Origin of the sequence: Leptospira perolatii (assembly GCF_002811875.1) — a bacterium.
GTDB classification, from domain to species: domain Bacteria; phylum Spirochaetota; class Leptospiria; order Leptospirales; family Leptospiraceae; genus Leptospira_B; species Leptospira_B perolatii.
In genome coordinates, this window is the sequence record NZ_NPDZ01000014.1 from 45,487 (window position 1) to 67,301 (window position 21,815).

Consider the following 21,815-nt stretch of genomic DNA (forward strand, 5'->3'; position numbering starts at 1 on the left):
GGAGAGGTCATTGTCCAAGACTAGATTTATTTTTGTCACCGGAGGAGTGTGTTCCTCCCTGGGAAAAGGAGTATCTGCTGCCGCTTTAGGCTGCCTGCTGGAAAGTAGGGGTTATACTGTTTCTCTGCAAAAAATGGATCCGTATATCAATATCGATCCTGGGACAATGAGTCCGTACCAGCACGGGGAAGTCTACGTCACCGAAGATGGTGCAGAAACAGACTTAGATCTAGGCTACTACGAAAGATTCACGAAATCCAAATTTACTAGAAAGAACTCTGTTTCTACCGGACAAATTTATAATACTGTCATTCAAAGAGAAAGAAAGGGAGATTACTTGGGCAGAACTGTCCAAGTAGTTCCACATATTACCAACGAAATCCGAAACAGAATGTATACACTTGCGAGAGAGTATGCTACAGACTTTGTGATCGTTGAGATAGGAGGAACGGTAGGCGACATCGAATCCATTCCTTTCTTAGAAGCGATTCGACAAATGAGATACGAGCACGGTCCTTCTCAAGTTCTATTCATTCACGTTACTTTGGTGCCAACGATCACCGTGGCGGGAGAAGCTAAGACAAAACCTACGCAACACTCTGTGAAGGAACTTTTGGCTCTTGGAATACAGCCAGATATCTTAATCTGTAGAGTGAGCCAACCGATGGGCAAGGACATGAAGAGTAAGATTTCTCTCTTCTGTAACGTGAAAGAAGAAAATGTTATCTCCGCTTCCGATATCAGTACTTCTATTTATGAAATTCCTAAAATGTATAAAGAGGAAAAACTAGACCAAGTCGTGCTAAAGACCTTGGGCATGGATCTGGGAAGGGCCAATTTCACAGAATGGGACAAGATCATAAAGAACCTACATTCTGCAAAGACCAGTGTGAAAATTGGAGTCGTTGGAAAATATATTTCTTTGCACGATGCATATCGCTCGGTATATGAAGGGCTTTCTCACGGTGGAATCGCAAACGAGGCGAATGTAGAATTCGTAAAAGTAGATCCGGAAAAATTAGATAAATCGAATGTGAAGGACGTCCTAAAAGGAGTTCACGGCATCTTGGTCCCTGGGGGTTTTGGGGACAGAGGAATCGAGGGAAAAATCGCAGCGATTCAATTCGCTAGAACCAAAGGAATTCCTTTCTTTGGAATTTGCCTCGGAATGCAATGCGCTGTGATCGAATTTGCACGACATGTGCTGGAATTAAAAGACGCAAATTCCACGGAAATCAGACCGGACACTCCTCATCCAGTGATTTCGCTTTTAGAAGAGCAGATGGAAATCGATCAGATGGGCGGAACCATGAGACTGGGCTCCTATCCTTGCAAAGTCAAAAAAGGAACCAGAGCATTTGCAGAATACAAACAAGAATTGATCAAAGAAAGACATAGACACAGATTCGAATTCACAAATCGCTTCAGAGAAAAGTTCGAAGAAGGCGGAATGGTTTTCTCGGGAACTTCACCTGATGAGAACCTCGTGGAAATTGTAGAACTTCCTGATCATCCTTGGTTTATCGGAGTGCAATTCCATCCAGAATTCCAGTCTAAACCTACGAAACCTCATGCTTTATTTGCTGGATTCATTCGAGCAGCTGTCAAAAATTCCAGGAAGATTTTATGAGCGATAGTACCGCAAAGATTCGCAAATTCATAGGGGAAACGGAGATAGGAGGAGATAAACCTTTCTTTCTAATCGCCGGACCTTGCGTCATGGAAAACAGAGAGTTACTCGATAGAGTATGCGGCGAAATGGTCGAAATCTGCAGCGAATTAAAAATTCCTTATGTGTTTAAAAGCAGCTTCGATAAAGCGAACCGTTCTTCCGTAAACTCTTATCGTGGACCTGGACTAAAAGAAGGAATTTCTCATCTCGAATTCATCAAAAAGAAGTACAAGGTCCCAGTTCTAACGGACATTCACGAAACTTCTCAAATAGAACCGTTAAGGGACGTAATCGACGTCTATCAAATCCCTGCTTTCCTCTGCCGACAAACAGATTTGATCGCAGAATCGGCTAAGACCGGAAGATGGGTAAACGTCAAAAAGGGGCAATTTTTGTCTCCTCAGGATTGCAGACATATCAAGACAAAAATCCAAGAATCTGGTTCCGAAAAATATCTGGTGACAGAGCGCGGAACCTCATTCGGATATGGAAATTTAGTTTTCGACGGAAGGGTGATTCCTATATTACATAATTATGATATTCCAGTGGTGTTCGATGGAACTCACTCCGCGCAACTTCCAGGTGCTGCAGGAAATATTACCGGAGGCCAGAGGGAGTACATTCCGAGTATCGTCCGAAGTGCAGTGGCTCTCGGAATCGAAGGAATCTTTATGGAAGTACACCCGGATCCAGAGAAAGCTCTTTCGGATGCAACCACCCAGTATCCGATCGATAAAATCAAGGATTTGTTAAAAGAACTGATCGGATTGGATCGTTACGTTAAAAAGGAAATTCTGAACCGTAACTAAATCTGTAATGATTTCCTTCGGAAACTTGTACCAAAGACTCAGAAAATTTCTTCAGAGTTTAGACAGAGAAACGATACAGAAATACAGACTGATCCTGGCAGCTGTGGTCGGTGTCTCACTGTTGATTCTATTCTTTACCTTAGCTTCCAAAAAAGAAGCGAAATACACTCGAGTAGAAAGCGAGAGAGAAACAGGCTCCACGATTTCATTTCGAAATTTCAAAAGAGATCAATACGACGAGCAAGGAAAACTTCTCTGGAAATTGAAGGCGAAAGAATCCTTCGTATTTGTAGGAGAGGGCAGAACAGTATTTTACGATATAGACTTTGAACAATTCGAAGACGGCAAATTCAAATCAGCTCTGGTCGGAGATAAGGGAGAAATCAATCATAAGACAAAAATGATGCTCTTAAATGGAAATATTTTACTCAAGACAGACGGAAATAGAATTTTACGAGCAAAATCTTTGGAGTACAATACTGAGACCAAGAAAGTTTCTTCTGACGAAGAGGTAATCATCGAAGCAGATGGAACTACAATTCGAGGTGTAGGCTTGAGAGCAGACAAAGACCTGAACAAGTACACGATTTTGCGTCCTACTGCAGTGACCCACGGCGGGAGTAACCCACTTTCTCCCAAGAAGAATCGCTAGTCAAAATGAAATCATTTCCTCCGAGTACAGCAATCAGTACTTTGCCTTGGAGCAAATCGATCTTGGCCGTATTTGTAATATTCTTGGTAGTTTCGGATTCGTCTTCCCACGTAAGACCTCCTCTTTTATTTTCTCCAGATACTTTAGAGAGAAAACCGGTCACTGGAATCGGCGAGCCGGACCCGACTAGAAAAGAAAGCTTTCCGACTTTTTGGGGAGGGAATGCACTTACTCAGGAAGATAGGTTGTACCAAGGACTAAAAGTCACTGTTTTCACTTTGGAAGGAGGGGCTTGGATCCAACATAAGAAGGTCCGATTGTCAGCTAACACGATCGAGGTCATTGGTAAGGAAGCATATAAAGGTTATTTAAAGTACGGAGTCACCGTTCAGGACCAGGAGAATGGAACCACTCTCAGAGCAGGGAGCGGAGATTATGACAAGTACGAAGAAACAGTCATCATAAAGGATAGACCCAGACTTTTCTTTAAGGACAAGAACGCCAAAACTACTATCATCTATGCGCAAACGATAGAAAGGCAGCTCAATACAAAAATCACAAAGCTAAAGGGCGGAGTCACAGTCTCTCATCCTGAAGTGACTATTTTTTGCAAAGAAGCTACATTCAACGAATCGGAAGAAGTAATTACGACAGATCAGAATCCATTCTTACTCTCCAAAGATCGATATCTTACAGGTCGAAATCTGTCCTTTTATACGAGCGATAATAGAATCGTGCTAGATTCAAAAACCATTTTGATCCAGGGAAGTACCGAGTCAGTTACCAGTGAAGGCGAAGAAGGAAAGTCCAAAGAAAAAAGAATCATTACCATTTTACAAGGTGACAACTTAGAAAATTCGATCGGAGAATCTGGCGAAAGAAGTACAGTATTGAAAGGAAATGCATCTGTGCTTCGTGAAAATCTAAAAATTAACGCGAACAAATTGGAATCGATCGGTGCAGACGGCCATACGATTAAAGGAAGAGATTCCATCAAAATCGAAGATAGAGAAAATCATCTTGTACTTACCGGAAATATTTTGGATTTTTTTCGAAAGGAAAATTACCTCCATTTAACTGATAACGGAAAAATGGAATTCTTGGATGCTAAGTCAGGAGAAGTTACTACAACTATCTTGGCACAAGAATTCGAAAGATTTTTGGATCGAGACGAAACAGTCATTCGAGGCAATATTACCATACAAGGCAAAGGCACCCAGGCCCAAGGAGAATACGCTACCTATTACGAAAAGGAAGAAACGGTTCATCTAGAAGGAAATCCTAGAATGGAAAGGAACGGAAGAATTTTGAGAGCCGGAAAAATCCTCTTTTATCCTAGAGAAGGCCGCGCGATTTTGACGGAAGGAGTCCATCTAGGAAATTGATATCGCATGGGAACTAGGTTTCGAATGGAAAACCTCGTTAAGGTCTACAACAAGCGCAAGGTTGTGGACGGGGTCAGCTTTGACATTCGGAAAGGCGAAGTAGTCGGACTACTCGGACCGAACGGAGCTGGAAAGACTACATCTTTTTACATGTCTGTGGGATTCGTGCGGCCAGATTCGGGACATGTGTTCATTGATGGAGAAGATGTTACAGATTTTCCAATGCACACTCGTGCGAGATTAGGTGTCGGCTATCTAGCACAAGAAGCCTCAATCTTTAGAAAGCTCACTGTAGCAGAAAACCTAGAGTCTATCTTAGAAACGATGAAACTTCCGAGAGCGGAGATTATTCAGCGTAGAGATGAACTCCTTTTAGAACTCCAAATTATGAGAGTTGCCAATCAAAAAGGCTATACACTTTCCGGGGGTGAGAGAAGACGTTGCGAAATCGCACGAGCTCTAGTTACAAATCCAGACTTTATCCTTCTTGACGAGCCTTTTGCGGGAGTGGATCCTATTGCTGTTAAGGATATACAAACCGTGATCAATAGCCTTAAAAAGAAAGGGTTGGGAATCCTAATAACGGATCACAACGTAAGAGAAACCTTGAAAATCACGGACAGAGCATACATTATGCACAGCGGTAGAATTTTGATCGCAGGAACGCCTAAGGAATTAGTAAACGATCCTGAAGCAAAGCGTATGTATCTGGGAGAGGATTTCAAGCTGTGAACTTAAACCAGCAACTCGTACAAAAGCAGACGCAAAAACTGGTGATGACCCAAGATCTTCGCCAGTCCATCGAGTTGTTACCACTTTCTACCGTAGAATTAGCAGATAGAATCAGCGCGGAGTTGATCGAAAATCCAATGCTGGAAGAAGAGCCTTCTCTCGAAAGAAGTAAGAATCCAGATCTGTATTCCTTGGATGATTTAAGAAGAAAAGAAAAAAATGATTTTCTAAAGAACTCAGACCAGGGATGGCAAGATTCTTTTAGCTTAGAAAGACCTAGATCCAGAGGAACAGACGCCTCTGACCGGAATCAAAAATACATCGAATCTTCTCCGAATACACAGTCTTTATCCGAACACCTTCTCTGGCAGTTGCGAATTTCTAGCTTGAAACCAAAAGAAATTGAGATCGCAGAAATTCTAATTTCAATGCTCGACGATCGGGGCTTCATTTCAAAATCACTCGAAGAACTGACCGCCGAAATCGGAGTTAGCACGAAGGTACTAAAAAAGGTTCTCTCACAGTTGCATCAATTGGATCCATTAGGAATTGGTGCAAAAGATATTCAGGAAACCTTACTCATACAATCTAGAATCCTTAGGCCGGGAGATACAAAACTCCATGACCTAATCGAGAACTATATCAAGGATTTGGAAAAACTAGATTACAAAGGAATCTCCAAGAAAATGGGAATTCCAGTGGAAAATGTAGAAGCAATGGCTGCCGAGATCAAAAAGCTAGAGCCATTTCCAGCTACTCTGTACACTCCCAAAAAACCGGACTATGTCATTCCGGATGTGATCGTAAGAGAAATCGGCGGTGAGTTCAATATTTTCATAAACGACGAGTGGCTTCCTAGATTAAAGATTAATAAGGAATATAAAGGTTTCCTAAAGAAGGGAGCCAAGGATTCGGATAAAGAATTTATTTCTACCAAATTGAGCTCCGCTGAATGGCTGATCCGATCTGTCAATCAACGAAGGCATACACTGTTTCGGGTGGTTTCTGCGATTATTGAATTGCAACAGGAGTTTTTCAAAAAGGGAGTAAGATTTTTGCGTCCTCTTACACTCAGGGATATCGCAGAAAAATTGGATCTGCATGAATCCACTGTATCAAGGATCACTTCCAACAAATATGTGCAGACGTCCTGGGGGATACTAGAACTAAAATGGTTCTTTTCATCCGGAATTAAGTCGAAATCTTCCGAAGGCGGAATGGAATCCTCTAAGAAAATCCACGATATGATTCGCACTTTAGTAAAGGACGAAGATCCCGAAAACCCTCTATCCGACCAAGAGATCGTCGAATACATGGAACAAAAAGGGATAGAAATCGCTAGACGAACGGTAGCAAAATATCGGAAGATCCTTCGAATTCTTCCTTCTAGCCAAAGAAAGAAAGTCAAATCTTTAGAATCCAGGTGATTCGATGTCAGTTCCCGGAATCAATGTTGCTAATATCTTAAAAGATCATCCAGAGTTGGGTCTGGTTCTAATTGCAGGAGAGGCCGGACTTCAAAATAGAATTCATAGTTCGGAGATCAATCGACCGGGACTTTCTCTCACAGGGTTTTATGAAAGCTTTGCACACGATCGAATCCAGATTTTTGGAAAAGGGGAGTGGGCTTTCATCACATCTAAGAATGGAGACGATCTCGCAAGAATCGCTTCGGAGTTTTTTCACTTTCACTTAAATTGTATCATTTTCACTCACGGAAATCCGGCGCCGGAGATATTCATAGAATATTGCAATCGGCTCAATATTCCTTTACTTGGGTCAGAAGTTTCTACGCATAAATTCATCACATTGATCTCTCAGATTCTAGATCGAAGCCTAGCTCCAAGAACGATGAGGCACGGGGTGCTCATTGAAGTATTCGGAATCGGTATATTACTTTCCGGTAAAAGTGGCGTGGGGAAAAGCGAAACCGCACTGGAATTGATCGAAAGGGGCCACAGATTGGTCGCCGATGATATGGTGGAAATCCGGAGACTTAGCGAAAGTTACCTGATCGGTACTTGCTCGGATCTACTACGACATCATATGGAGATTCGAGGATTAGGAATTATTAATATAAAGGATATTTTCGGTATCGGTTCAGTTCGGGATCACAAACTGATCGAATTGATCATTCACCTCGAAGAATGGACCGAAAACAAGGAATTTGATCGTACTGGATTGGAAAATCTGACCGAGGAAGTTTTGGGAGTTCATATCCCGTTGATCAAAGTTCCTGTCCGACCCGGTAGAAATATCCCGATCATTGTGGAAACAGCTGCAATGAACCAAAGACTAAAAAAATTAGGAAAGAACGCGGCTTCTGAATTCAACCAAAAGCTTGGTGTTTATTTACAACAGGGAAAACTTGAGAGAAATCCTCCTCAGAATTAACGAGAATAGTACGGGTATGCATGCTAGACCCGCTTCGGTATTTGTAAACTGCGCATCCAAATTTCCTTGTGAGATTTTAGTGACCAAGGAAGGCGTAGAAGTCAACGGAAAGAGCATTATGGGACTCATGATGTTAGCGCTTGCACCAGGCCAAGAGTTCGTAATCAAAGCTTCCGGAGAAAGGGAGGATGAGGCACTTTCCGCCCTGACTCGTTTGGTACAGAGCGATTTTGCGTCATGAATTTCTTTTTCTTTCGCAGCGAAGAAAATCGATATTACTTCCGTGATCTGTGGATATTATCCGCTGTAATCATACTCGCTATTTTTTTTGCGGAAATTATACATTTTCGGAACAACGCCGATGCTACCTTCGTAGATCGAATTTTGGTCTATATCTATTACACGATTCCTCTATTTTCGCTTTTTCTAATCATCTCCTATCTCTACAGAAACAAACGGAATCTAGAAACCGGTAGGCTCAAAAGCTCGATTCGGTACCGGCTTTCTTTGGCATTTCTGTTTGTGGCCTTGCTCCCATCTATCCCTGTTTTTTTTCTGTCATCGAATGTGACCGGAAGATTGTTCGAAGGATTCTATGGATTGGATATCGCACAAGCTCTTGATTCTGGAGAATACTTTGTCCGCAAGCAGATGGAACCGGACAAGGCGGATCTACTAGGAAAAGCGAAGCTTTTGCAAAATCTGGTCCGAACAGAAAATCCTGATTCAAATCTTTTAACACTACGTGCTCACGAACTAGATCTATTGAAAAGTTCCCACTACTATGTGGGGTGGTACGAATCCGAAAATCCTATCTTGGAAAATAGAAACTTGCGGAGAAAGCCCGAGCAGAGTTCCTTTTTTCCTTTACCAGGAGAAAAAATTCAAGAGTCAGTATCTCTTTTGCCCAGAGAATGTTATTATTTCTTAAAATTACCTTCGTTAAAACAAGGTAGCTTTCTTATTCTAGGAAAGAGAATTTTTGTGGGAGAAGAGGAGAGGGCTTATTCTCTATTAAATACTCGAAAGAACTATCACAAGGCGGATTTGGCCAAAGAAAAATTACCTTACGAACTTCGCTTAACAATCAGCTTGCTGACTATTTTTGTATTTTTGTTATCCATTTTCTTTTCCTTAGTCTTTGCTCGAAAAATTTCTAGACCGATCATAGAGTTGGCCAACGCGACTCATAAAGTGTCGCTAGGAGATACAGATATTAATTTGCCGATCAAGGAAACCGGAGAAATTGGAGCCTTAATCGATTCTTTTAACCAAATGGTAAAGGATCTCAAATCCAAAAATGCAGAACTGATGCATTCTCAAAGGATCGCCGCCTGGAAAGAGGTCGCACAGAGAATGGCGCACGAAATCAAGAATCCTTTAACTCCTATCCAACTTTCTGCGGAAAGAATCCGTAGAAAATTAGAATCCAGTAATTCAGAACAATTTAAGGAAATCGTAACCAAAGGAACTGAAACAATCGTAGGCCAGGTAAAAATCCTGGAACATCTTGTGAACGAGTTTTCTGAATTTGCAAGAATGCCCGCTCCGAAACTGATCAACCAGCATCTGGAACCGATTCTACAAGAAAGCATTAAACTTTATGAAAATACTCCTGGAATACAATTCGAACTACACTTAACAAAAAATCTCCCGGAGATATTTCTGGATAAGAAATTGTTCTTAGGGATCATGAGCAATTTGCTAAAAAATGCGGTAGAAGCCATAGAGCGAAAAAAAACAAAGGAAAAGTTAACGAATTACGTAGGAAAGGTTCAAGTATCCACTCGTTTAGAAAGGAGAATTATGAGGAAGTCCATCGTACTTACAATAGAGGACAATGGGACCGGAATTTCGAAAGATTACAGAACAAAGGTGTTCGAACCGTATTTCTCCACAAAGGATGAGCACACTTCCGGGATCGGCCTTTCTATCGTACAAAAAAGTGTGATTGACCATAATGGGCATATTTCAGTAGATTCTTCGGAATTAGGCGGATGTAAGTTCCGCATCGAACTCCCTGTAGCTTAAAGACCCATGAAAATTTTCATCGTTGACGACGAACCGGAAATCCGGAAGTCCTTAAAGGATATTTTGGAAGATGAAAATTATGAGGTGGAACATTTTGCCAACGGAAAATCCTTTTTAAAGCAACTCAAACAGGAAAGACCGGGATTGGTATTGTTAGATGTATGGCTGGGAAAGGAAGACGGTCTTTCGATATTAAACGAATGCAAGAAATTGTATCCGACTGTTCCGGTTCTAATGATCTCCGGACACGGAACCATAGAGCTCGCGGTTCAGGCGACAAAAAAAGGCGCAGTGGATTTTCTAGAAAAACCGCTTTCGATCGAAAAAGTCCTAGAGGCAATTGAATCAGCGATTGCGCAAACTGCAAAACCGGAAATTCCGGATGTAAAATTAGAATATGATGATATTCTTGGAAATTCTCCAGCCATCCAAAAAGTAAAGTTCGCGATCGCTCAGGCTGCGGCCACCAACGCGAGAGTCTTTATCTATGGAGAAAATGGCACTGGAAAAGAACTAGTCGCGCGAACGATCTACAAAAATTCCAAACGGAAAGATCAGCCTTTCGTAGAAGTGAACTGTGCTGCAATTCCGGAAGAATTGATCGAATCAGAACTTTTCGGTTACGCAAAGGGAGCTTTTACTGGAGCTACTGAGACTAGGATCGGAAAGTTCGAGGCCGCGAATTTTGGTACACTATTTCTGGACGAAATATGCGATATGTCCTTGTCCACGCAGGCAAAAGTACTGAGAATTCTGCAGGAGCAAAGATTCGAAAAACTAGGAAGCACGGAAACGATTTCTGTAGATGTTCGCATTATTGCTGCTACAAATATCCCTGTAGAAGACGCAATCAAGGAAGGAAAGTTCAGAGAAGATCTGTATTACAGATTGAATGTAATCCCGATCATTATTCCGCCACTCAGAGATAGAAAGTCGGATATACCTCTTCTTGTTGATCATTATGTACGATTGACTCAATCAGAGAACAATCTTCCGCCGAAAACGATCGAGAACGAGGCCTTGGCTTTGTTAGAAAACCATTTTTGGCCCGGAAATATTCGTGAGCTAAAAAACGTAATCGAAAGGCTATGCATTATGACGATCGGAGAAACGATTCGCGCCCAAGATGTGAAAGATTCGCTTACTGGTTTTAGAAACGCAAACGATTTGGTCGAGAAGGGAGACTTCAAAAGAGCAAAAGAAGAATTCGAAAGACAGTATATTATAAAAACGTTGCAGATGAACGAGGGAAATGTTTCCAAAACTTCCAAGGCCTTAGGAATAGAAAGATCCCACCTTTATAGAAAAATGAAAGGCTTGGGAATTCAAGTGGATGAGATCCATGATTGATAGAACTGAAATTCTCAAAGAGCTAAAAGGAATCCTTCAAGATTTTCGATTCTTGTTACAGAGGAACTCCTTCCAGATTCTAAAATACCAGGGAGAACCGGAGCCCCATGAATTAGATTTGGTCTGGAAAGAAAACTGGAATTGGGGCCAAAAACAACTCACAGGGGGCAAAAAAGAAGAGAATGCTCCAGTGCGAACTGCGCCGAAAGAACAAGACCGAAATTTTATATGTAAATTATGCTCGGACCGATTGAGCGCAATTCGGCATTTTCTAATCAAGGGAAGAAAGAAAGTTCTGGTACTTCACTACACCGGAGAAACTCAAACAGGAAAGCCGGCCTATGTAAAAACATCTCCGCAAAGAATCTTTAGAACTGCAGAAGCAGAAGATCTATTCGATAGAATGATCCAAAAAGAATTCGGATTTTCCATGAGAGAGTTTTACTACCAGGAATATCCGGCTTGTATTTTTTCTCAGGACAGATCTTCGACTGCAGATTGGAAAACTAGAGTTGAGAATTGCGAAGTACAGGTAAAAGATACGATCGAGAAAGAAGGAATCCAAGGAATCGTACTTTTAGGAACCAGTGCAGCCTTGGTGTATGGAAAAGAGGAAGCCTCCAAAAGAATGGGCAAGACTTTCGAATTTTTACCCGGAATTCCAATGATAGTTTTGCGATCCCCGGAGGCAATTTTAGCTTCCGAGCAAAAAAGAAAGTCGCTTTCCGGAAAAAACGAATCCAGCGAATTTTTGGAAGCAAAGCAAAAAGAAATAGAAGTGAAGGAAGGCGTACTCTCCCAGCTTAAAATCTTTCACGAATCGGTGAAAGATCGGATTTGATCCGTTATGGCGAAATCGCACTAGATCTTCCCCTATTGGAGGATACTTTTACCTATGAAGTTCCACCCGAAACTCAAGTCGGTGTTCGAGTCAAAGTTTCACTTCGGGGAAGAAAAGAAGAAGGAATTGTTCTCTCCGTACACTCGAACGAACCTACCTACGAAGTTCTTCCTGTAGAAAAGATCATAGACAAATTTCCGATTCTTACCCCGGAACAGATCCAACTCGCAAAATGGATGAAGGAACATTACCTCGCGTCCTTGGGTGAATGCGTGCACAAAATGGTTCCGAGCGGAAAAAGACATGTGCAGTCACTTCCGAACGAATCGACTCAAGATACAAAACCGTTTCCGTTAAACGAAGAACAAGAAAAGGCCTACCAAGCCATCCGCAGCGATTTCGGAAAAGAAGCAGTTCATTTATTGTTCGGTATTACCGGAAGTGGAAAAACGGAAGTATATCTTCATCTGATTCAAGAACTTTTGGAGAACACTTCGAAGGGAATACTTCTACTTGTTCCAGAAATCGGATTGACCTATCACATTATCCGAAAGTTAGAAGCGGTGTTTCCTGGACAAGTCGCGCTAATGCATTCAGCGCTGAGAGTATCAGAAAAATTTAAAGCTTATACCGATTTGTTACAGGGTAAAAAGAGAATCGCGGTTGGAACCAGATCCGCTGTCTTTGCTCCCGTAAAAAACTTGGGATTGGTAATCATAGACGAAGAGCACGACGGATCCTTCAAGGAACATTCCAGTCCTAGATACCACGCCAGACAAATCGCGCTACAAAGGTGCAAAGAAAACAAAGCAGTGCTGCTACTCGGGTCCGCAACACCTTCTTTAGAAATTTATCACCTCGCAAAAGAAGGCAAAATCGGATTTCAGGTTTTGACTCAAAGAGCTGGAAAAGCAAAACCTCCCGAGGTAAAACTACTGGAAAACAAAAGAGAATCCAGACTACTTAGTTCCGAGCTGACTTTTGCGATGAAACAAAGATTGGATCGAAAAGAGCAGGTGATTCTACTATTGAACCGTCGAGGATACAGTCCTCTTTTATATTCGGAAAGTCAAAAGTCTTATATCCCTTGTCCAAATTGTACTGCCCATCTTTGCTTTCACAAAAAAGGTTCTGTGATTTGCCATTTGTGTGGATACTCCGAATCCTTATCTAGATTAGAAGCTAGGTTAGGTGAAAAGCTAGTATTAATGGGAACTGGCACCCAAAAATTAGAGGAGTTCCTGTTAGAATCTTTCCCAGGTGCAAAAGTAGAAAGATTGGACCAAGATGCTATCCAAGATCGTTCGTTGCTTACGGAAGTCATAGACAGGTTGGTGCACGGAGAAATCGATATACTCACCGGAACCCAAATGATCTCGAAAGGTTTAGACGCAGGCAGAGTAACTTTGGTAGGTGTACTCAATGCAGGAATCGGACTAGGACTTCCAGACTTTAGAGCAGGAGAAAGAGTATTCTCTTTGCTGACTCAGGTAGCCGGAAGAGCAGGTAGGTCTCATTTGGCGGGAGAAGTTCTGATCGAAACACATAGCCCTGAGCATCCTATCTTTGCGATGGCACTCAAGCAGGATTACGAAGCTTTTTACGAATCAGAGATTTTAGTCAGAAGAGAGCTTTTCTTTCCGCCTTTTTGCAGATTAATCAGAATTTTGGCCCGCTCTAAGGAAGAAGAAGCCTCAGTAAAAACGATACAACTAGTTCATGAATCTTTAAAGAAGCATTTACCCGATCCAAATACAATATTTATGGGTCCGGCTCCTTGTCCTTTTTACAGAATAGACGGAAATTACAGAAACCATATACTGATCAAAACCAAATCTCTTTCACTATGGAGGGATCATATTCGCAAGGAGATTCGTCCTTTGAAACTTTCGAAAAACGTTTACTTGGAGCTGGATTTTGATCCAGTGGATCTAGTCTAATGAAGATCGCTTTTTTTGGAACACCAGAACATTCCGCAAAACTACTATCCAAATTACTCGAAGTACCGAGCCTCCAAGTTCAGTTTGTAGTCACAAATCCGGACCGTCCAAAGGGAAGGAGCAAGTCGAATGTTCCGAGCCCAGTCAAAGAGCTCGCGATTTCCAAAGGGCTACCGGTCTTTCAATATGAATCAATCCGAAAGGAAAAAGAAAAAGCTCTACAAGATTTTTCGACATTTGAAACCGAAATGTTCGTTGTATTCGCTTATGGATCCATTTTGCCCGCGGAAGTATTTCGCTCTCCGAAATTTGGGACGATCAATTTACACGGGTCACTTTTACCAGACCTGAGGGGAGCCTCGCCGGTTCAAACCGCACTCTGGAGAGGATACAAAACCACCGGAGTAAGCATACAATACATATCCGAGGGAATGGACGAAGGCGATATTATTCGGGAAGCAGAAGTCCCGATTCTTCCGGAGGACGATTCTGCTTCTCTCATGGAGAAAATTACGGATGTCGGAACTTCGGCACTCCTGGAACTATTCCGAGAAGAAAGATCTACTCCTTTTGCGGCGATTCCTCAGAATTCGACCAAGGCAACCTACTGCACCAAAATACGCCCCGAAGATAGAGTCCTAGACTTACAATTGCCTGCGGAAGAAATTCAAAATAGAATCAGAGCCCTTTCTCCTGAGCCGGGCGCAATTTGCAGATTTAGAGAAAAGAGGGTAGTTCTGTACCGAACAAAATTGACGGAGCAAAGTTCCGAGACGATTCAGCCGGGCAAATTGAAACGAATGGACAAAAAGGGGCTCCTTTTCCAGTGTGGAGATGGTCGATTCTTGGAAGTCATTTCCATTCAACCGGAAAGCAAAAACCGAATGACTGCTTCCGACTTCATGAACGGCTACCGCATTACGGATGAGGATCAGTTCGAGTGACTCAAGAAGAATTCCGTTCTAAGTATCTACCAGTTGGCAGTTACATCTTATTCTTAGCTATAGGCTTAGTCGTATTTTTTATCGCAGCTTTTTTGGTCGTATTTGTAAGAACCAAAAGCGCCATTCTAGTGGTTATGCCAGATGTAGTCGGCAAACCTTACAACGAAGTACATAACGAATTAGTAAGGTTACAGCTCAAAGTAAAATTGGACTCCAAGAGATATCCGGACAAGACAGATGGAATTATTCTGTACCAATCCATTAGCTCCGGCAGAGAAATAGAAGCTGGTTCCAAGATTTCGTTAACCGTAAATATCGGCTTGGACAGACTGATCATGCCGGATGTAAAGGGACAAACTCTCGCAGCAGCAAAGAGCTCTTTGGATAAAGTACTCTCCGGAGAAACCTACGTCTCTATGGAAATCGGCGGAATTACTTACGTAGATTCTACCGAAGGACAACTTCCTGACACTGTCATCGATCAAATTCCTGAAGCCGGAAAGAATACCACCGGAAGAGAAAAAGTATATCTTCTCGTCACCAAACCCGCGGCAAAAGCCGGAAACGCGGGAGGTTTCGAATTTCAAAAAGGAGATTCTTTCGTCTTTGCGCAAAGAACCTTGGCTCGGGCAGGAATTCCGAGTAAGGCAGAATTGGTCGAAACCAGATTTCCGAGAGAAAACGGAAAGATCGAGTCGGTATCAAAAACAAATTCAGGGTACAATTTCAAAGTCTACTATTTCGAACCGGAAGATCATGTAGAAAGCGGCTACGAATCCTTTGAATACAAAATTAAAGAGAACGGAAATTATCAATTGGTGTTAAAAGACCAGGAAGATGAATCGAAAAAAATTCAGTTATCCGCGCTAACACCATTCCAAGAAGGCGAAAAAATCCAAACCGTATTTTACAGGGTTGGAGACGTGACCTTGGTACTTCTAGACCAAAATGGATCCGAGGTCAAATCCAAAGATTACGAGAACGAATTTTGAAAATATCAGCTTCTATTCTAGCAACTCAGCTTACTTCCTTATCCTCTCACGTACCTAACTTTAAACAAGACAGCATAGACTTGATCCATTTGGACGTAATGGACGGAAACTTCGTGCCTCAGATCAGCTTCGGAGAAGCACTCTGCAAAGAAGTAAAAGCTATGACTAAGATTCCGATGGATGTGCATTTGATGGTAGAAAAACCGGAAAATCACGTGGCCAAATACTATGAGCTGGATCCTTACTGCATTACTTTTCATTTGGAAAAGACCGATTTTCCGATCCGTCTTGCCCAAGAGATCAAAAAGAGTGGAACCAAAGTCGGCGTGTCCATTAACCCTGGAACTACAGCCCAATCTCTGGAACCTCTTTTGCCTTATATAGATCTTGCATTGATCATGACCGTAGAACCTGGATTTTATGGCCAAAAATTCGTGCAGAATGGCCTGGAGAAAATTAGAAAGGTAAAAGAGCTCATAGGTAGTTACCCGATCGAGATACAGGTAGACGGCGGAGTGAACGAAACCAATATCGCCGAACTTGCAAAGGCAGGTGCGGATATTTGCGTAGTAGGGGCAGGGTTGTTTAAATCCGGAAATCCAAACGATAACGGCACTATGTTAAAAAGACTCGCGAATTCTAAGCACTAGGACACGTTTTCCTGAGCGAGAAAGATTGGCTTTCGAATTCATCGGACCTGAGCCTCTAAGATTCCTATCTGCAGAAAGACACCTTAAGATTACGAACCACTTGACATAACAATTTAGCGCGAAAAAGTGGCCTTTCAGGGGTCATTTCTCAACCAAATTCCCCGAAAGGATTTTTACTTTGGTCAAGATCAGATTACAAAGAACCGGAGCCAAAAATAACCCGCACTACAGAATCGTGGCTGCGGATAGCCGTTCTCCAAGAGATGGAAAATTTATCGATATTTTAGGCCATTATCACCCTGCTGAGATAAAGGACCAAACCACCATGAACAAAGAAAAAGTTCTAGGCTGGTTACGTAAGGGCGCGCAGCCTACCGGTACAGTGCTCAACCTTATGAAAGGAGAAGGCATCTGGGCGGAGTACAAACAATCTCTGAAGAAATAATGGAAGAACTGATTCGATATATCGTAACTTCTCTAGTAGATCATCCTGAGGAAATTTCCGTAACGGAAATCGAAGGAGAGGAGCAAACTGTTTTAGAGCTAAGAGTTTCTCCAAAGGACGTAGGAAAAGTTATCGGAAAGAATGGAAGAATCGCAAAATCACTTCGTGCGATTTTGACCGCTGCTTCCGTGAAAGCAGGCAAGAATTTCTCCTTGGAAATTATTGACTAAAGACTTCGTACTCGCCGGAAAATTGGGAAAGCCCTTCGGCCTGAAGGGTTTTCTAAAATTAATCGCCCAAGAAAGTTCCCTAACAAGCTTAAAGCTTCCGATCGCAGTTCGATTGGTATTTCCAGGAAGCCGCCCCAGCATAGATACAAATCTGGTGGAATTAAAGGGACATTCTAGTCGTTTGGCTTTACGTTTCGAAGGCATTGACACGCCAGAAAAGGCCTCCAAACTGATTGGCGCAGACCTAATGCTATCCCACTCGCTTTTACCCGCTTTGAAACAGCAGGAATACTATCTATTCGAATTGATTGGATTGAAAGCGTATTCTGAAGAAGGAAAGGACCTGGGTTGGACATTAACTGATCTGATAGAAAATCCAGCGCACCCAATCTTAGAATTTCATGATACGGAAAGGGAGATTTTGATTCCGTTCATCGAAAATTTTGTTGGAAAAGTTCAAATAGAAGAGGGCAAAATCTATTTGAAGCAACCGGAGCAATGGGATGAAGTTTAACTTTATCAGTCTGTTTCCTTCTAAGATAGAAGCCTACTTTCGAGAAGGTTTACAAGAAAAGGCCATCCGCAGAAACATTTTCTCTATCCAGGTAGTACAACTTAGGGACTTCGCAAATAATAAGCACCAGAAAGTAGACGATACTCCTTATGGTGGTGGCCCTGGTATGCTGCTCAAAGTGGAGCCGATTCATTTGGCCCTGCAGTCTCTAGGAGAAGAAAAAGGTAAGGTAATACTCACAACGCCTTCCGGGATCCCATTCACTCAAGAAATTGCGATGAAACTCGCAAGCGCTCAAAGCAATCTAACATTCATATCAGGTTATTATGAAGGAGTGGATCACAGGGTTTCGGAACATCTTGTTGACATAGAACTGTCCCTTGGAAATTATGTACTCTCAGCCGGAGATTTGGCAAGCGTCTGTATAGTGGATGCTGTGTCCAGGCTTTTGCCCGGGTTTATGGGCGATGAGGGTAGCTTGAGCGACGAGTCACACAATGTGGTGGACGTACTGGAATATCCTCAATACACGAAGCCTTCCGAATATAATGGATGGAAAGTTCCCGAAGTTCTCCTGAGCGGTCATCATGCCGCAATTGAATCCTGGCGGGAAACGAACAGAAAGAGAATCGACTCCGATAAAATGAGGAATCTATGAAAGAACTTCTGAAAGTAAAAGGCGGATTGCCAACCGATGCAAATCGTTCCCTGAATTTTAGCGTAGGGGACACTGTAAAAGTACATTATAAAATCCAGGAATCCGGTAAAGAGAGAGTGCAGGTTTACGAAGGAGTCGTAATTTCCATCTCTAACGGTGGCAACGGAAAGTCCTTCACAGTACGTAGGGTTTCTTACGATGTAGGAGTGGAAAGAATTTTTCCGTTGTATTCTCCAAGGATTGCAAAAATCGAATTAGTCCGTAAAGGAAAAGTGCGCAGATCTAAACTATTCTTCCTCAGAGAACGTTCCGGAAAATCGGCTCGTATCCGTGAGTTGAAAGGTGGAAAGACTCTGGTTGCTGAAGACAAAAAACGTCAAGCAGCTGAAGTTGCGAGCGCAGGGGCAGAACAAGCCTAAACTCAATTGAAAGCGGGGAACTTCGAACCGGAGGAATCCCGTTTTTACGAACTCGGAATTCCATGTGGAATTGACGAAGCTGGGAGAGGACCTTATGCGGGTCCTCTTTCTGTTGCTATGGTTTCCTTTTCCCCATCCACGCTAGAATCTATTCTTTCCGGCCGACTACTACAAGGCCTAAACGATTCCAAAAAACTTTCAGAATCCAAAAGAGAGAGACTGTTTCTAGAAATACGAGAGAACGCATTCTTTCTACGTCAGACATTTATTTCCCACCATTACATCGATCAAAAAGGAATCAATCGAGCGGTGTTAGAAGGCATACTGAAATGTACTCGTTCGTTTCAGCGGAAACAAGAAGCACTCAATACGGCAAACAATCAGCCGATACTTTTAGTAGACGGTAACTATAAATTCTCAAAGTATCCAGAGTTCAGTTCGATCCAAAACAAGTCTCATTATTATACCAAAGGAGACAGTAGAATCGCGAGCATTTCAGCAGCCTCGATTGTAGCCAAGGTACTAAGAGATCGATGGATGAAGGGAATCTCTCAGAAATTTCCAGGGTATGGTTTCGATCTTCATAAGGGCTACGGCACAACAGCACACGAAGACGCGATTCGAAGTCAGGGACTTTGCAGAATTCACCGCCGTTCTTTTACTAAGAAATTTATATGAATCCGCTGACTCCAAGTGATCCCACTGGTCCGATCAAAGGACTCGAAGCTTTGGCACGAATCCGTTCTATTTCTCATCCAGAAGTATTCGACGGGGAATCAAAAGAAGCACCTTTTTTTAGAGTTTGGGTCCAAGAAGGAAGTAAGGACGGAAAGGCAAAGTTGTTTTGGCAAGGACACTCGCTGGACATTCGAACCGAAACTACTTTATTAGCGGGAGAAGAGTTGGTTCTCGAAAAGGTAAATGTTTCCAAAACAATCGAATGGAGAATTTTGGAAAGAAAACTATCAGATACTACCGAATTTGGGGAAAGCATTTCTCCACCCGGAATGGCGTTAGGTGAACTTTTAGAAAAATTAGTCACTAGCAAAGAAGAAAAACCTACTTCTATGGAATCCATGATTTCTTTTTTAAAAACGTATCTTCCGTTTCTAGATTGGAAAGCAGAGACGCCGATTTTTAATTGGGAACTACCTGAGGGTGAGGCAGAAGGATACTTAGGAAAGGACGAAGAAGAGAAGGTTTTTGTTCTGAGAGTTGCGACTAAGAATGGGGACCCAAGTCTGTACAGGTTTTCTTGGAAGAAACAAGATGCTTCTGACTTGGTCCTAACTGCTACATATTCCGGATTTAAAATGTACTTGCATATGGGTCAAAATAGGAAAAAATTTATGCAATTCCTTGAAGATTCTGGGGTGAGGTTCCGGGAAGTTAGGATCCTGTACAAACCCTCATTCCAAAGGAAGGAATGGACCGCATGAAATTGGGGATTGCCCTCAGATTCGTTCCTGAAAAGGAAGAGGCACCAAGAGTGATTGCCACTGGAGAAGGAATCCTCGCCAATCGAATCCAACAATTGGCAGAAATACACGGGGTTCCAATTTTTGAAAATCCACCATTGGCAGAAGCTCTATCTCCACTCAAACCCGGGGAGGAAATTCCCGAAAATCTGTATAGAGCAGTCGCTGCGGTCTTTGCCTTTCTGATAGAGGAAGGCACAATGCGAAAATGATAAGGAATTTGATTCATGAAAAAAATTAACGTGTCGGAGTTAAAGGCAGGGATGAGATTCACTAAGCCAGTGTATCTGGACAAGGAGAATCTATTCATTACTTCTAATACTCCGGTTACCGATTCCGATTTGGAAAGACTGAAAAGATTTGGAATCACGGAAGTATTGACTCATGGAGAACAGATGGTGATCGAAGAACCGCAGGAGGTTCATCACGAAGGACATCACCTAGAGGACTTTATCCTGAGCACTACAGTGGACGAGGATCTGCTGCCGCTCAAAAATATCTTTGATAATCTAAATAGAATCCGACTCACTTTTTCGAGCCTTTACAAGGCTACCTTCCATTTGGTGCAGGACATTTATAGGAAGGTATCCGACGATAAGAGTTTCGATATCGCTACAGTTAGAGATATGGCGGAACAAATTACTGATTTTGTCCGCGCACATAGTAATCTTTCTTATTTAATACTAGCTACGAACAATCCAGGCTATTATTTGTACAACCAAATCACGAGTTCAACTTTCTATGCGCTGATTATAGGAAAGCTGCTGGATTACTCCCGACCAAAGATGGTGGATCTTGCAATTTCCTGTCTTTCCGCAGATGTAGGAATGACCAAAGTCCCGCCGGCAATTTCGGAAAAGACAGAGCAGCTTACGGATGAAGAATATAAATCCATCTTAAAACATACGATTGTAGGGTATCAAATCTTGACTCAGAAGATTAAGATGAAGAATAGCTTGGCGATCGTGGCATTACAACACCATGAGAGATATGATGGTAAAGGATATCCTCAGAAACTCGCGGGCACAGCGATTGAAGAGCAGGCAAGAATATACGCAATCGCGGATAATTTTTCGGCCCTGATTACCAATCGTCCGCATCGACATAGCATACTACCTCACGAAGCGATTAAGTCCATGATCAGTATGGATGTAGGAAAATTTGACCTAAAGATCGTTCGCACTTTTTTGAATCATATTTCACTGTATCCAGTAGGTTCTTGTGTGGAACTTTCTGACAAGAGAATCGGGATTGTATTGAGCTCAAATCCAGACAAGCCGTTGAGACCAAGCATACGAATTGTGAAAGACGAGTATGGAACTATGGTAAGACATCTAATCTTGGTCGACCTTGTGAAAGATAATCATTTGTTCATTGTCAAGGCTTTAGATCTAGCGACTACCTTGGCTGTAGAAGAAAATCCGATTTAACAATTTCATCCAGAAATCGAATTTTTTCATTCCTGCAAGTAAGGATTTGATTCGAAAGTGTAGGAGTTCCTACAAGCGTGGAATTGAAAAATCAGCTTGAACGAAGCTACTTTCTGTGATAAGTGGAAGGTGCTTCGGGGTTTTTCCCACCACCATCCCCCCACCCAAAGAAGTGAAGAACCGGGAACATAGGTAACACTTTAAACCGGAGACATGGGTTACACTTTTGGTTGTTGAATTAACCTTTTT

At 42.3% G+C, this 21,815-nt stretch carries 24 protein-coding genes; all 24 read left to right on the top strand.

Features of this window, described 5'->3' with window-relative positions; all coding sequences use genetic code 11:
• The first annotated feature begins 10 nt into the window (after nt 1-10).
• The 24 genes from CH373_RS16400 (at nt 11) to CH373_RS16515 (ending at nt 21,566) form a co-directional block, all read left to right on the top strand.
• A complete protein-coding gene (locus CH373_RS16400) occupies nt 11-1,630 on the top strand; it encodes a CTP synthase (RefSeq protein WP_100714123.1) in 1,620 nt (539 codons plus the stop codon).
• Nucleotides 1,627-2,481 carry a 3-deoxy-8-phosphooctulonate synthase gene (kdsA, locus tag CH373_RS16405; RefSeq protein ID WP_100714088.1) on the top strand — a complete coding sequence of 285 codons (855 nt, stop codon included), beginning with the start codon at nt 1,627-1,629 and terminating at the stop codon, nt 2,479-2,481. The genes CH373_RS16400 and kdsA overlap by 4 nt, the downstream gene beginning before the upstream one ends.
• Nucleotides 2,482-2,488: 7 nt before the next feature.
• Entirely contained in the window at nt 2,489-3,133 is a 645-nt protein-coding gene (lptC, locus tag CH373_RS16410) for an LPS export ABC transporter periplasmic protein LptC (RefSeq protein WP_100714089.1), read from the top strand.
• Nucleotides 3,134-3,138: 5 nt separating this feature from the next.
• Entirely contained in the window at nt 3,139-4,518 is a 1,380-nt protein-coding gene (locus CH373_RS16415) for an LptA/OstA family protein (RefSeq protein ID WP_100714090.1), read from the top strand.
• Between the two features lie 6 nt (nt 4,519-4,524).
• Nucleotides 4,525-5,250 (top strand): LPS export ABC transporter ATP-binding protein, encoded by a 726-nt coding sequence (gene lptB, locus CH373_RS16420; protein ID WP_100714091.1) that lies wholly within the window; start codon nt 4,525-4,527, stop codon nt 5,248-5,250.
• The gene (gene rpoN / locus CH373_RS16425; RefSeq protein ID WP_100714092.1) at nt 5,247-6,677 is read left to right on the top strand and encodes an RNA polymerase factor sigma-54; all 1,431 of its coding nucleotides are present in this window, start codon (nt 5,247-5,249) and stop codon (nt 6,675-6,677) included. The genes lptB and rpoN overlap by 4 nt, the downstream gene beginning before the upstream one ends.
• Nucleotides 6,678-6,681: 4 nt before the next feature.
• Entirely contained in the window at nt 6,682-7,644 is a 963-nt protein-coding gene (gene hprK / locus CH373_RS16430; RefSeq protein WP_100714093.1) for an HPr(Ser) kinase/phosphatase, read from the top strand.
• Nucleotides 7,619-7,885: an HPr family phosphocarrier protein gene (locus tag CH373_RS16435; RefSeq protein ID WP_100714094.1), complete on the top strand. Its 267-nt coding sequence runs from the start codon at nt 7,619-7,621 to the stop codon at nt 7,883-7,885. The genes hprK and CH373_RS16435 overlap by 26 nt, the downstream gene beginning before the upstream one ends.
• Complete coding sequence (locus CH373_RS16440) at nt 7,882-9,675, top strand: LIC_11548 family sensor histidine kinase (RefSeq protein ID WP_100714095.1); 1,794 nt, start codon at nt 7,882-7,884, stop codon at nt 9,673-9,675. Before CH373_RS16435 ends, CH373_RS16440 begins: the two co-directional genes overlap by 4 nt.
• 6 nt (nt 9,676-9,681) lie before the next feature.
• Nucleotides 9,682-11,025, top strand: a complete 1,344-nt coding sequence (locus tag CH373_RS16445; protein ID WP_100714096.1) for a sigma-54-dependent transcriptional regulator — start codon at nt 9,682-9,684, stop codon at nt 11,023-11,025.
• Nucleotides 11,018-11,866, top strand: coding sequence for a hypothetical protein (locus CH373_RS16450; protein WP_100714124.1), 849 nt, complete (start codon nt 11,018-11,020; stop codon nt 11,864-11,866). The genes CH373_RS16445 and CH373_RS16450 overlap by 8 nt, the downstream gene beginning before the upstream one ends.
• Complete coding sequence (gene priA, locus CH373_RS16455; RefSeq protein WP_100714097.1) at nt 11,863-13,806, top strand: replication restart helicase PriA; 1,944 nt, start codon at nt 11,863-11,865, stop codon at nt 13,804-13,806. The genes CH373_RS16450 and priA overlap by 4 nt, the downstream gene beginning before the upstream one ends.
• The gene (gene fmt / locus CH373_RS16460; RefSeq protein ID WP_100714098.1) at nt 13,806-14,750 is read left to right on the top strand and encodes a methionyl-tRNA formyltransferase; all 945 of its coding nucleotides are present in this window, start codon (nt 13,806-13,808) and stop codon (nt 14,748-14,750) included. Before priA ends, fmt begins: the two co-directional genes overlap by 1 nt.
• A complete protein-coding gene (locus tag CH373_RS16465; RefSeq protein ID WP_100714099.1) occupies nt 14,747-15,742 on the top strand; it encodes a PASTA domain-containing protein in 996 nt (331 codons plus the stop codon). Before fmt ends, CH373_RS16465 begins: the two co-directional genes overlap by 4 nt.
• Entirely contained in the window at nt 15,739-16,392 is a 654-nt protein-coding gene (gene rpe, locus CH373_RS16470; protein WP_100714100.1) for a ribulose-phosphate 3-epimerase, read from the top strand. The genes CH373_RS16465 and rpe overlap by 4 nt, the downstream gene beginning before the upstream one ends.
• Nucleotides 16,393-16,570: 178 nt before the next feature.
• Nucleotides 16,571-16,837 (top strand): 30S ribosomal protein S16, encoded by a 267-nt coding sequence (gene rpsP / locus CH373_RS16475; RefSeq protein WP_100714101.1) that lies wholly within the window; start codon nt 16,571-16,573, stop codon nt 16,835-16,837.
• On the top strand, nt 16,837-17,067 hold the full coding sequence (locus tag CH373_RS16480; protein WP_100714102.1) for a KH domain-containing protein: 231 nt from the start codon (nt 16,837-16,839) through the stop codon (nt 17,065-17,067). Before rpsP ends, CH373_RS16480 begins: the two co-directional genes overlap by 1 nt.
• Nucleotides 17,060-17,581 carry a ribosome maturation factor RimM gene (gene rimM, locus CH373_RS16485; protein ID WP_100714103.1) on the top strand — a complete coding sequence of 174 codons (522 nt, stop codon included), beginning with the start codon at nt 17,060-17,062 and terminating at the stop codon, nt 17,579-17,581. Before CH373_RS16480 ends, rimM begins: the two co-directional genes overlap by 8 nt.
• Nucleotides 17,571-18,239: a tRNA (guanosine(37)-N1)-methyltransferase TrmD gene (trmD, locus tag CH373_RS16490; protein WP_100714104.1), complete on the top strand. Its 669-nt coding sequence runs from the start codon at nt 17,571-17,573 to the stop codon at nt 18,237-18,239. The genes rimM and trmD overlap by 11 nt, the downstream gene beginning before the upstream one ends.
• Nucleotides 18,236-18,658, top strand: coding sequence for a 50S ribosomal protein L19 (rplS, locus tag CH373_RS16495; RefSeq protein ID WP_100714105.1), 423 nt, complete (start codon nt 18,236-18,238; stop codon nt 18,656-18,658). Before trmD ends, rplS begins: the two co-directional genes overlap by 4 nt.
• A 6-nt stretch (nt 18,659-18,664) precedes the next feature.
• Entirely contained in the window at nt 18,665-19,336 is a 672-nt protein-coding gene (locus tag CH373_RS16500) for a ribonuclease HII (RefSeq protein WP_100714106.1), read from the top strand.
• Nucleotides 19,333-20,097 (top strand): hypothetical protein, encoded by a 765-nt coding sequence (locus CH373_RS16505; RefSeq protein ID WP_100714107.1) that lies wholly within the window; start codon nt 19,333-19,335, stop codon nt 20,095-20,097. The genes CH373_RS16500 and CH373_RS16505 overlap by 4 nt, the downstream gene beginning before the upstream one ends.
• Nucleotides 20,094-20,348, top strand: coding sequence for an EscU/YscU/HrcU family type III secretion system export apparatus switch protein (locus CH373_RS16510; RefSeq protein ID WP_100714108.1), 255 nt, complete (start codon nt 20,094-20,096; stop codon nt 20,346-20,348). The genes CH373_RS16505 and CH373_RS16510 overlap by 4 nt, the downstream gene beginning before the upstream one ends.
• Before the next feature lie 15 nt (nt 20,349-20,363).
• Nucleotides 20,364-21,566 (top strand): cyclic di-GMP phosphodiesterase, encoded by a 1,203-nt coding sequence (locus tag CH373_RS16515; RefSeq protein ID WP_100714109.1) that lies wholly within the window; start codon nt 20,364-20,366, stop codon nt 21,564-21,566.
• The last annotated feature ends 249 nt before the right edge of the window (nt 21,567-21,815 follow it).